At 69.0% G+C, this 10,978-nt stretch carries 14 protein-coding genes and 1 pseudogene; 2 read left to right on the top strand and 13 right to left on the bottom strand.

The window, feature by feature from the left end:
* Positions 1–91 precede the first annotated feature (91 nt).
* The 7 genes from tatA to VGC18_RS01895 all read right to left on the bottom strand — a co-directional run bounded on the left by tatA (position 92) and on the right by VGC18_RS01895 (position 5,477).
* A complete protein-coding gene (tatA, locus tag VGC18_RS01925) occupies positions 92–331 on the bottom strand; it encodes a twin-arginine translocase TatA/TatE family subunit (RefSeq protein ID WP_331093656.1) in 240 nt (79 codons plus the stop codon).
* A gap of 64 nt (positions 332–395) precedes the next feature.
* On the bottom strand, positions 396–740 hold the full coding sequence (locus VGC18_RS01920; RefSeq protein ID WP_331093654.1) for a hypothetical protein: 345 nt from the start codon (positions 738–740) through the stop codon (positions 396–398).
* Positions 740–1,723 carry a WYL domain-containing protein gene (locus VGC18_RS01915; RefSeq protein ID WP_331093652.1) on the bottom strand — a complete coding sequence of 328 codons (984 nt, stop codon included), beginning with the start codon at positions 1,721–1,723 and terminating at the stop codon, positions 740–742. Before VGC18_RS01915 ends, VGC18_RS01920 begins: the two co-directional genes overlap by 1 nt.
* Positions 1,716–2,762, bottom strand: coding sequence for a helix-turn-helix transcriptional regulator (locus tag VGC18_RS01910; RefSeq protein ID WP_414672845.1), 1,047 nt, complete (start codon positions 2,760–2,762; stop codon positions 1,716–1,718). The genes VGC18_RS01915 and VGC18_RS01910 overlap by 8 nt, the downstream gene beginning before the upstream one ends.
* A gap of 51 nt (positions 2,763–2,813) precedes the next feature.
* Positions 2,814–3,761 (bottom strand): FKBP-type peptidyl-prolyl cis-trans isomerase, encoded by a 948-nt coding sequence (locus VGC18_RS01905; protein ID WP_331093648.1) that lies wholly within the window; start codon positions 3,759–3,761, stop codon positions 2,814–2,816.
* A gap of 37 nt (positions 3,762–3,798) precedes the next feature.
* Positions 3,799–4,806, bottom strand: a complete 1,008-nt coding sequence (locus VGC18_RS01900; protein WP_331093646.1) for a tRNA (adenine-N1)-methyltransferase — start codon at positions 4,804–4,806, stop codon at positions 3,799–3,801.
* Entirely contained in the window at positions 4,803–5,477 is a 675-nt protein-coding gene (locus VGC18_RS01895) for an HAD family hydrolase (RefSeq protein WP_331093645.1), read from the bottom strand. Before VGC18_RS01895 ends, VGC18_RS01900 begins: the two co-directional genes overlap by 4 nt.
* An 80-nt stretch (positions 5,478–5,557) precedes the next feature.
* Between VGC18_RS01895 and VGC18_RS01890 the strand changes: the two genes are divergently transcribed.
* Both VGC18_RS01890 and VGC18_RS01885 read left to right on the top strand, forming a co-directional pair.
* Positions 5,558–6,523, top strand: a complete 966-nt coding sequence (locus VGC18_RS01890; RefSeq protein WP_331093644.1) for a PAC2 family protein — start codon at positions 5,558–5,560, stop codon at positions 6,521–6,523.
* 6 nt (positions 6,524–6,529) lie between these two features.
* Positions 6,530–6,823 carry a hypothetical protein gene (locus VGC18_RS01885; RefSeq protein ID WP_331093643.1) on the top strand — a complete coding sequence of 98 codons (294 nt, stop codon included), beginning with the start codon at positions 6,530–6,532 and terminating at the stop codon, positions 6,821–6,823.
* Here the strand turns inward: VGC18_RS01885 and mshC are convergent.
* The 6 genes and pseudogenes from mshC to VGC18_RS01855 form a co-directional block, all read right to left on the bottom strand.
* Positions 6,820–8,055: a cysteine--1-D-myo-inosityl 2-amino-2-deoxy-alpha-D-glucopyranoside ligase gene (gene mshC / locus VGC18_RS01880; RefSeq protein ID WP_331093642.1), complete on the bottom strand. Its 1,236-nt coding sequence runs from the start codon at positions 8,053–8,055 to the stop codon at positions 6,820–6,822. The two genes, VGC18_RS01885 and mshC, sit on opposite strands and share 4 nt — an antisense overlap.
* 27 nt (positions 8,056–8,082) lie before the next feature.
* Positions 8,083–8,253, bottom strand: coding sequence for a hypothetical protein (locus tag VGC18_RS01875; protein ID WP_331093641.1), 171 nt, complete (start codon positions 8,251–8,253; stop codon positions 8,083–8,085).
* Between the two features lie 83 nt (positions 8,254–8,336).
* Positions 8,337–9,050, bottom strand: a complete 714-nt coding sequence (locus VGC18_RS01870) for a GAF and ANTAR domain-containing protein (protein ID WP_331093639.1) — start codon at positions 9,048–9,050, stop codon at positions 8,337–8,339.
* Positions 9,051–9,059: 9 nt separating this feature from the next.
* A complete protein-coding gene (locus VGC18_RS01865; protein WP_331093637.1) occupies positions 9,060–9,788 on the bottom strand; it encodes a GAF and ANTAR domain-containing protein in 729 nt (242 codons plus the stop codon).
* Positions 9,789–9,819: 31 nt separating this feature from the next.
* On the bottom strand, positions 9,820–10,677 hold the full coding sequence (locus VGC18_RS01860; RefSeq protein ID WP_331093635.1) for an undecaprenyl-diphosphate phosphatase: 858 nt from the start codon (positions 10,675–10,677) through the stop codon (positions 9,820–9,822).
* Between the two features lie 15 nt (positions 10,678–10,692).
* Positions 10,693–10,978 (bottom strand): annotated as a pseudogene (locus VGC18_RS01855) (hypothetical protein); the annotation flags it as partial.

The following is a 10,978-nucleotide window of genomic DNA, read 5'->3' as shown; positions in this document are numbered from 1 at the left end:
AAGAGGCGTTTGCGGAGTTCGAGAAGGTGCTGCCCGAGCGACATCCGGGCTCCGGGGCCCGCACCTCTTCTGGTGCGTGTTGCCACGGAGGCTATGGTCTGGTGCTGGACTTCGTGGCGTCCGTCTGGGCGCGAACCTCTGGCGAAGTCTCGTTGAGCTGGGGGCCGTCGGCCGGCTTCTGTGACTCGTCGGTCGACTTGATCTCGCTCTTGAAGATCTTCATGGACTGGCCGACGCTCTTCGCGAGCCCTGGGAGCTTGGACGCGCCGAAGATCAGGACGATGATGACCAGCAGGATGAGGGCGTGCCAGCCGGTGAGATCACGGAGCATGTTGTGTCCTAACGAATCGTGACTGCTCCAGGCAGTCTACCGCCGGGTAGCCGGGATGTGGCTGTCACTCGTCGGTGAACCACCGGCGCGTGCTTGCGTCCAGCTTAGTTATCCTGCGCGCGCGATCCAATCGATTCCGATGCCTTTGTTCCCGCCGCGCATCGCGGCGAAGCCGGAGCGACTCCCGTTCGGCCTGCACGTCGGAGCGCGGGCGGAGGGCGGCGATCTCGTAGTGGTCCCGCGCAGGTTCGGCGGCCCGCTCGAGGATCTCCGCCTTCGTGGCGAGCTCCTCGAGGGCGTCGAACACCGACATCAGCTTACGGAACAGCCACACGGCGAACAGCACGAGCATGGCGATCACCGCGAGCACGAGCAGGCCCCAGATGAGCAGCCACGACCACCAGGGCATCAGCTCTCCTCGTAACGGGCGGCTCCCGCCGCGGCCCAGTCGGCGACGGCCCTGCGCGCATCCTCCGGCTCGACCACCCGGACGACCCCCGGCATCCCGCCGACCAGCCGCTTGAGGCCGTGATAGTGCGAGACCCGGAGCGAGGTGCGCACCCGACCGTCGATCTGGGACGAGGGGGCATCGTCGGGGACGTAGTCGGCGAGCAGCGGGACCGCCGCCGGGGCGACGTCGATCGTGACGGAGAGATCGTCGACCGAGCCCTCGAACAGGGCGTCGGGCAGCTGCACGTCCCCGGCATGGAAGGCGATCGGCTCCGAGGTGATCTGCGGATTGCCGATGCGATCGAGACGGAAGGTGCGGATGCCCTCACGCAGGTGGCACCAGCCGCGCAGGTACCAGTCGGCATCCACCGATTCGATCCGCAGCGGATCGACCAGACGGTGCTCGTGCTCTCCGCGGGCGTTGAGATAGTCGAACTCGATCTGCACCCCCTCCGCCACCGACTGCCGGATGAGCGCGAGGGTCGCATCCGACTCCGACCCCTCGACGGCCAGCTGGCTGGGCAGCGCGGAGGCGCCGCGGGACAGCTTGGCCATGAGGCTCGCGATCGCCGTGCGGTCGGCGTTCTCCGGCAGCCCGGAAAGATACTGCAGCCCGGCGATGAGGGCGGCCGCCTCGCGTCCGGAGAATCGCGGCGCGTCGTCGATGGCGACGCGGTGGGTGAGGACGATCTGATCGTTCTCCTCGAAGTCGTCCCAGGCGAGGTCGAACAGGTCGCCGTGCTGGTACTGCCCCGTCTCCCCCGGGATGCCGGAGACGGCGATGAGCTCGACGGCCTCGCGCACCTGCTGGGCCGGGACGCCGAAGTGCTCAGCCGCGTCCGTGACGCTGATGCTCTCGTGCTCGATGAGGAAGGGGACGAGGGAGAGCAGGAAGGCCAGTTTGTCCCTCGCGTGCAGCGGTGCCGTTCGTCTGTCAGCCATTGCCGGCCTCCCCGGGGTGTTCGGCGATCGAGTGTTCGGTGTCCGTGTGCACGGCGACAGTCTGCAGCAGCCTGGCCCGCACGGCGGCGCGGAGGACGGGCGGCGAGAGCACGAGGACCTCCGGGCCGTATCCGGCGAGCTCGTCGGCGAAGATGTTGGCGTCGGAATAGTGCAGCCGCAGCGCACCGGACGGCAGGACCACCGTTCCCCGGCGTTTCTGCAGTCTGGTCGCCGCGTCGGAGTCGGCGATCACCTCGACGTCCGCCGTGTGCGACTCCCACACCTCGTCGAGCTCCCTGAGCGCCTGCGCCGTGCGGTCCCCGCTCGGGGCGGGGAAGGTCGCGCCCGTCGTGGTGATCTGGCTCACGATCCGGCGGAGCAGGAAGGTCTTGGTCAGGCCGCTGTCCGGCTCCTGCGCGTGCAGGTGCCAGCGGCCCTGGTGCTGGACGAGCGCGAGCGGCGCGACGGTGCGCACCCTCGCCTGCGCCTCCCCCGGTTTCAGGTAGGCGAATCGCACGATCGTGTTCTTCTCCAGCGCGGCGCGGAGCGGCTCGAACGCGGCGTCCCGTGCCCTGAGCCGCGGTGCGTACCCGAGGACGGGTTCGTCGGAGACGAGGCCGAGGCCCCTGAGCTTCATTACCGCCCTGCGGGACTCGGTGGAGAGCGAGCCCTCCCGCCACACCATCGCCGCCAGTCCGAGCAGCGTGGTCTCCTCTGCGGAGAAGGTGATGTCGTCGGGGAGCTCGTAGGCGCCGCGCGGGATGCGGTAGCGGAGGTTCTGATTGTTTCCGGAGTCGCCGGGGTCGGCGACCGTCTCGAGCGGAACACCCAGGTCGCGGATGTCGTCCTTGTCGCGCTCGAACTGGCGCTCGAGGTTGGAGTTGTCGCCGCCGGCGCGATAGCGCTGGCGGTAGCCCTGTACCGTCGAGAGCACCTCGCCCTTGGTCAGGCCGGTCTCCGTCGCCAGGAGCGCCAGCACGAGGCTGAAGAGTCGTTCCTCTGCGGGAACCGGGGCGCTGCTAGCTGACACGAGGGAAATCCTAGTTTGTGGGAACTTCGGAAGACACCCGGCCGTGTCTGGAGGAGTTGCTTACTGGACGACGCCGAGAACGTCGACGACGTAGACGAGGGTCTCCCCCGCCGGAGCCGTCCCGCTGCCGTCGGCCACGGTGGCCTCCTTCGGCGGAACGACGATGAGGACCTGCGAGCCGGCCTTCTGACCGATCAGCTCCTTCGACAGGCCGGGCACGACGCTCGTGGAGCCGACCTGGATGACGGATGCCTCATCGGTCTTCCAGGTAGAGTCGAAGACGGTCTTGTCTGTCCAGCCGACGCCGGTGTACTTGACCACGAGGTAGTCCCCGTTCTTGACCGTCTTGCCGTCACCCTGCTTGAGCACCTCGGCCTTGAGGGTCTTCGGCGCGGTCTCGTCCGGCAGTGTGATGCCCGGGGCGCCGTTCGGCGCGAGCACGACAGCGGGGAATCCGCTCTGCGGGACGCGGTTCGAGCCGTCGGCCCTGGCCGGGAAAGCGGACTTGACGTCGATGACGTAGACGAAGGAGTCGTTCTTGGCGATGCCGTTCGTCGGATCGGCCTGGCCGCTGTGGCTGTCCTTGGGCGAGCCGACCACGGCGATCCGCGATCCGACGGTCGCGCACTGGAGGCCGTCACTCACGGCGGGGAAGCTGGAGGAGCCGACCGTCAGCAGGCTCCCGCCGCCCTTGGAGTAGTCGGTGGTCTGCAACACCGTGCTGTTCGTCGCGTTGAGGATGGTGACGTCGACCACGACGGGCTGCCCGTTCTGGACCGCGGCGCCCTTGCCCGCGATGATGACCGACTTCTCCGTCTTCTTCGTGTACAGCGGGGTGGGGATCGTCACCTTGGGCGCGACACCGAACTTTCCCGTCGCCGTGACGACCGAGGACGCCGAGCCGGAGGAGACGAGCGGATTGCAGCCGGCGGCCGTCGTGCCGTCCGCGCAGGCGGTGAGGCCGGCCAACACGGCCAGGGCGGCGATCAGCGCTGTGGTCTTGCGCACGAATCCTCATTTCGATCGGTGAGACAACGTGCCAATTCTAGGGTGCCTCCGGCTGCGAATTCTCCTCGGCGGCGACCGCGTGATCGGCGGTCGCCTGCGCCTGGCGGGCGGTCTTGCGCAGTCGCTTGTCGGTGACGCTGCGTTCTCCGAGCGCTCCCGGCGTCCAGGCCTCCACGTCCTCGTCGCTGTAGTCGGACTTGGACAGGCGGCGCTTCAGCTGCGGAGGAACGGTGTCGGGGGCGAGCCGGCGAGCCGTGATGAGGAACCCGGTGTGGGCGACCATCCGGTGATCCGGCCGGACCGCGAGTCCCTCCACGTGCCATCCGCGCACCATCGTCTCCGAGGAGAGCGGCTCGGTGAACAGGCCGGTGCCGCGGACGGCCTCGGCCACCCGCGAGAGCTGCGTGACCGTCGCGATGTAGCACAGCAGCACTCCCCCGGGGGTCAACGCGTCGGCGACGACGTCGAGGCACTCCCAGGGCGCGAGCATGTCGAGCACGATCCGGTCGACGGATCCCGGCTCGACGGCGGAGGGCAGCGACTCGACCAGGTCGCCGACGGTGACGGTCCAGTTCGACGGTTCCGCCCCGAGGAAGCTCACCACGTTGCCGCGGGCGACATCGGCGAACTCGGGGCGGCGCTCGAACGAGAGCAGGCTGCCGGTCGGGCCGATGCCGCGCAGCAGCCACAGGCTCAGCGCGCCGGAGCCGACGCCCGCCTCGACCACTTTTGCTCCGGGGAAGATGTCGCCGAGGCCGAGGATCTGCGCGGCGTCCTTGGGATAGACGATGGCGGCGCCCCTCGGCATCGACATGACGAAGTCGGCGAGCAGGGGGCGCAGGGCGAGGTACTCGTCCCCGTTCGTCGCGGTGACGACCGAGGCATCCGGCTGTCCGATGAGCGCGTCGTGATCGACCATTCCGCGATGGGTGTGGAAGACCTTGCCCGGCTCCAGGGTGACGGTGTTGAGCCTGCCCTTCGGGCCGGTCAGCTGGACGCGGTCGCCCGCGCGGAACGGCCCGCTCTGCCGGCGCTCGGCGCTCACGCCGCGCTCTCCTGCGACGCGGCGTAGAGGCGGCCGAGGTCGTCGACCGTCCTGCCCTCCAGCGTCGGCCAGATCGTGTAGCCGAGGCTGTCCTCGAGCGGCACGTGCAGCGGAACGCCGATGCAGACGGCCCCGGATGCGACGGCGGAGGCCAGGCCGGTCGTCGAGTCCTCGATGGCGATGCACCGGCTCGCCTCCACGCCGAGGAGCTCCGCGGCGCGCAGATAGGCGGCGGGATGCGGCTTGGCATGGGTCACCTCGTCGCCGGCGACGATCCGGGTGAACGATCCGGCGGGCAGGGCGGCGTTGATGCTGTCGGCCATCCTCCTGATCGACATCGTGACAAGCGCCGTGGGGATGCCCGCCTCCCCCAGCTCGGCGAGCAGCTTCCTGGCTCCTGGGCGCCAGGGCACGGCGGCCTCGATCTGTTCGAGCACACGATCGGTGAGCCGCTGGATGATCTCCTGATCGGAGAGGTCGACCCCCCTGCCCCGCAGCACCGCGGCGGAATGCAGGAGGCCGGCTCCGACCAGGGTGACGGCGTCCTCGTGCCGCCAGACGCCACCGAAGGACTCCACGAGCTCCGTCTCCGAGCTCATCCAGTACGGCTCGGAGTCGATGAGGGTTCCGTCCATGTCCCAGAGGACGGCGGCGGGCAGAAGATCGGTCACGGAACACGAGTTTAGACGGGTGGGCGTTCTATCCTTGACGGAAGAGTCGGTCACAGCGTCCGGCGCAGCAAAGGTGTCGAGTGTCACAAACGGGAATCCTGAAGGGGCGGCTTCTGGTCGTCGCCTTCGAGGGCTGGAACGACGCGGGAGAGGCCGCGAGCGGTGCGGTGAGCATGCTCAAGGACCTGCTCGACGTCTATCCGATCGCCGAGATCGATGCGGAGCGCTACTTCGACTACCAGTTCAACCGTCCCACCGTCGCCTCGGACGACGAGGGCAACCGCCTCCTGGTCTGGCCGAGCGTCATGGTGTACGGGCCGACGGCGGTGCTCGGGCAGTCCTCCCCCGGTCTTGCCGAGGACGCGCAGCTCGACGTGAGCGCGAACAACAACTCGAACGTCTACCTGCTGCTCGGCACCGAGCCGTCCCGTAACTGGAAGAGCTTCACCGCCGAGATCATGCAGGTCGTCATCGAGAACCGGATCCAGGGTGTGGTGTTCCTGGGGGCGATGCTCGCCGACGTGCCGCACACGAGGCCGATCTCGGTCTTCATGACGAGCGAGAACGCCGAGGTGCGCCGCGAGCTCGCGGTCGAGAAGAGCGCGTACGAGGGGCCGGTGGGCATTCTCTCCGTCCTGGGTGAGGCGGCGGAGAACGCGGGCATCCCCACGGTCTCGATCTGGGCATCCGTCCCCCACTATGTGCACAACGCCCCCTCCCCCAAGGCGACGCTCGCGATCGTCGACAAGCTCGAGGAGGTCATCGACGTGGTCATCCCCCGGGGCGACCTGGTCGACGAGTCGGCGGCGTGGGAGAGCGGGATCGACGCGCTCGCCAGCGAGGACGAGGAGATGGCCAGCTACATCGCCCAGCTCGAGGCGGCGCGGGACACGGTCGACTCTCCGGAGGCGAGCGGGGAGGCCATCGCCCAGGAGTTCGAGCGGTATCTCCGCCGCCGCGACGGCAAGGCGGACGGGCGAGGGACGGGTGGGTCTGCCGGGCCGAACGGACCGACCGGCCCGGACGATCGTCGCCCCAAAGACTGAGGAACGATGCCCTCGTTCCGCGTGATCATGACCATCGGTGCGCTCGCCGCGGGGACGGCGCCGCAGAGCGTTGTGCCGACGGCCGCGGCTGCTGCCGCGACGCTGACGACGGTCGAGGCGGCCGATCTCGCCGTCGTGAGCGGTTCGGCCAGGGTGACGATCCGCTTCACCGGTGAGGACGACACGGCGCTCGCGATCGCGCGCCGCACGGTGGAGGGCACCAGGGCGGTGGCCGAGGTGGTCTCCTTCCTGGTGACCCGTCGCGACGGCGGCCGGTGGTACCCGGTGGCGCCGCGCTAGCCAGCCATCAGGTCGATGCCGAGCAGGGCGTCGATGGCCCGGACGATGGGGGTCGTCGCCGGAAGCCCCGCCGCGAGCCGGGCATCGACGAGGTCGATCGCTCCGGGGGTGTTGAGGTCCTCGGAGAGCGTCTCCCGGAGCTCGCCGACGAATCCGTCGTCCGGCAGATCGGCCGGGGCCGCGGCCCACGCGGCCCAGGAGGCGAGCCGTCCGTCGGCCGCCGTGAGGTGCGCATCCGTCCACTCCCAATCGCTACGGTAGTGCTGCCCGAGCAGGGCGAGGCGGATGGCCCTGGGGTCGGCCCCGTCCGAGGCGAGCCGGGACACGAGCACGAGGTTGCCGAGCGACTTGCTCATCTTCTCCCCGCGGTAGCCGACCATGCCGGCGTGCGCGTAGAGCCTGGCGAGGGGATGACCGGTGAGCGCCGCCGAGTGCCCCGCGCTGAACTCGTGGTGCGGGAACACGAGGTCCGAGCCTCCCCCGTTCACGGTGATCGTGGCGGGAAGGTGCTCGAGCGCGATCACCGAGCACTCGATGTGCCAGCCGGGGCGCCCACGACCGAGCACGGAGTCCCATGCCGGGTCCCCCGGACGCTCCGCGCGCCAGAGCAGCGGGTCGAGCGGATCGCGCTTGCCTGCACGGTCGGGGTCGCCGCCGCGCTCGGCGCTGAGGACCAGCATCGTCTCCCGATCGAGACCGCTCTCGGCACCGAGCTGCCAGGCGGGGTTGTGGAACCCGCTGTCGAAGTACAGGTCGTCGCCGGCCTCATCGCTGCCGACCCGATAGGCGACGCCCTCCCGCTCGAGCCGGGCGACGGCCTCCGCCACCTCCCCGACGACCTCGGTGACGGCGACGTAGTGATCGGGCGGGATGACCCTCAGCCGTTCCATGTCCGCGCGGAAGAGGTCGGTCTGTTCCTCGGCGAGCAGACGCCAGTCCATCCCGTCCCTCGCCGCCCGCTCGAGGAGCGGGTCGTCGACATCGGTTGTGTTCTGCACGTAGCGGACCTCGAAGCCGGCGTCGAGCCAGAGCCGGATGAGCGTGTCGAAGGCGAGGTAGGTCGCCGCGTGCCCGAGATGGGTCGCGTCGTATGGCGTGATGCCGCAGACGTAGATGCTGGCGATGCCGTCCGGCCGGGTCTCCACCACCCGCCCCTCAATGGAGTCGAAGAGTCTGGCCACCCGGCCATCCCCGGGGATCGTGGGTACGGCGGGTCGGGTCCAGGCTCTCACCAGTGAAGCTTAGGCGAGGGCGGCGGCTCAGTCGAAGTCGGCGCCCTCCGACCATTCGACGTGTGCCTGGGCCTCCTCCGCCGTGAAGGCCTCCGCACGGATGGCGCCGCCGGCTGGGCTCGTGGCCTCATCCTCGGATGCCTCGTCGCCTGCCATCCGCTCGGGGGTTGGCTCGTCGTCTTCGGGTGCCGTGCTCATGGGACCTCGCAACATGTCGTCGTAAACGCGTTGCCGGGGTCTGGAGCAACGGCATCCACGCTACCCGCAGATGCGCCGATCCGTTAGAGCCTCAGTGCCCTCTTCACGACCTCGTCGGCGACGTCCCGCAGGTTGAGGTTGTTGCTGCGCGCGTGGCCACGGAGGAGGCGGAAGGCCTCGTCCATGTCGACGTCGTTCATCTGGGCGATGACCCCCTTGGCCTGCTCGATGACCACCCGGCTGTCGAGGGCGTGCTGAAGCTGTTCCTTCGCGATCGCATTCTCGCGGATCGCCCGCTCCTGCAGGATGCCGATGGTCGCGACATCGGCCAGCCCCTGTGCGGCCGAGACGTCGTCGTCGCTCAGCAGACCCGTCTCGGAGCGAAAGAGATTGAGGGTTCCGAGAACGGTTCCCCGCAGGCGCAGCGGAAAGGCGTGGACGGAGCGGAACCCCTGCGCGACCGCCTCCCGATAGAAGTCCGGCCAGAGCTCGGACACGTCGGTCACGTCGTCGAGGGCGACGACCGTCCCAGTGGTGAAGGCCTCGACGCAGGGACCGTGCCCCGAGCTCAACTGCATCATCTCGACCAGCCGGCTTCTCTCGCTCGTCGAGGCGACAACGGCCAGCTCGCCGGACTCGTCCGAGAGCATGAGGCCCGCCGCCGACGCATCGAGCAGTTCGGCACAGGCCTCCACGAGACTTTGGAGCAGATCCACCACGTCATACCCAGCCACGAGAGTGTCGGCGAGGGTCACGAAGGTGTTCACCAGACGCCCCTCGCGGGTCTCCGCAACCATCCCCCAAGCCTACTCCCGGGTATCGTCCTGGGACTGTGGTTCGGGGGTGAAACTGAGCCGACGCTCGACGACGTCGTTCGCGACCTCGCGCACCGAGCGACCGGTCGAGAAGGCGTGAGCGCGAAGGAGCAGCAGGGCGTCGTGGGCGGCGATGTCGAGCTGGGCGAGCACCATCCCCGTCGCCTGGTGGATCTCGCGGCGGGAGGAGGCCGAGCCGCCCTCGCCGGTCTCGGCATCGGCGAGGATGCGCCGGAGCACCTGCCAGGCCGCGACCTGCGTGAGGGCGACGGTGTCGGTCACCTGGCCGCGGGTCAGCCGTCCCGAGGTCGTCGAGTAGAGGTCGATCGCCCCGATCTCCAGGGAGCCGAGCACCAGGGGGAAGGCGTACATCGCGCCGACCTCGTCGTCGCGGACCGCCGCCGAGAAGGCCGGCCAGAGCGGGGCAACCTCTCCCTGGAGATCACCGTGCAGCGCGGGGCGTCTGGCCGCAAGCGCCTCCCAGCACGGCCCCTCTCCCAGATCGAACTGGAGCTCATCGAGGTGGGCGGCCATCCCGTCGCTCGCGCAGACCGTGGACTGGGCGGAGGGGATCGCGAGAACGGAGACCGCTGCCCCGGTGACCGGGACCACCGAGAGGAACGGATCGCACAGGTTCGTGCCCGATTCGAAGGAGAAGGCGAGTGCGCGCTTCGCGTCGACGAGGGCCTGCCGCTCCGTCACCGTGACGCCCGCCAGCACCGCATAGGCTCTCCGTTTCCGAAGTCCCAGACTACAGCGGCTGCAGAACGCCGGTCAGGAGGAGCACGATGAGGGCACAGCCCAGCAGGAGGCGGTAGATCACGAACGGCAGGAAGGACCGCTTGGAGATGTACCCCATGAAGAACGCGATCACGACGAGGCCGACCACAAAGGCCACGACCGTCGCGACGGCGGTCTCCGCGCCGGTGAAGACCTCCGGGGCGCAGCCGGCCGCGGCCGAGACGCACGGCTCTTTGATCGTCTTGTACAGCTCGTAGAGTCCGCTGCCGAAGACCGCGGGGATCGCCAGCAGGAAGGAATAGCGTGCGGCGGCCCGACGCTCGTAGCCGAGGAAGAGACCCGCGGTGATCGTGCCTCCCGACCGCGACACCCCGGGGATGAGGGCGAACGACTGGGCGAGACCGAAGACGGTCGCGTGTGGGACGTTGAGGTCCTTGAGACGTCGCTTCTTGGCCCCGACGTAGTCGGCGATGCCGAGCAGGATGCCGAAGACGATGAGGGTGAACGCGATGATCCAGAGCGAGCGGAACGTGGTCTCGATCGTGTTCTGGAAGAGCAGGCCGAGGACCACGATCGGGATCGAGCCGAAGATGATGAACCAGCCCAGCTTCGCCTCGGTGTCGTTTCGCGGGATGCGCCCGAACAGGGCGAGGAACCACCTCGAGATGATGCGCCAGAGGTCGGCCGCGAAGTAGACGACGACCGCGGCCTCGGTACCGAGCTGGATGATCGCGGTGAACGCGGCGCCCGGGTCTGCCCCCGTCCCGAGGAAGATCCCGACGATGCGCAGATGGGCGCTGGAGGAGATCGGCAGGAACTCGGTCAGCCCCTGCACGAGCCCGAGGATGATCGCATTGATGAATCCCACGGCGGTCCTTGTCTGTCAGTAAGTGAGCAGCAGGTCCGTGAGGACTCGCCTGCCAAACACTAACGCGTCGAGTGGGACCCGCTCGTCAACGCCGTGGAACATCGCCGGAAAATCGAGATCGGCGGGAAGGCGCAGCGGCGCAAAACCGTAGCCCTTGATGCCGAGCTTGCTGAGCGCCTTGTTGTCGGTGCCCGCGGAGAGCATGTACGGCAGCACCGGCGCCCCCGGGTCGTGGCGGTGGAGAGTGTCGACGATGCCGTCGACGAGCGGCCCGGCGAACTCCGTCTCGAGGCCGATGTCC

This window comes from Lacisediminihabitans sp., assembly GCF_036404185.1.
In the GTDB taxonomy this organism is placed as follows: Bacteria; Actinomycetota; Actinomycetes; order Actinomycetales; family Microbacteriaceae; genus Lacisediminihabitans.
This window is presented reverse-complemented; position numbering and strand designations above follow the sequence as displayed.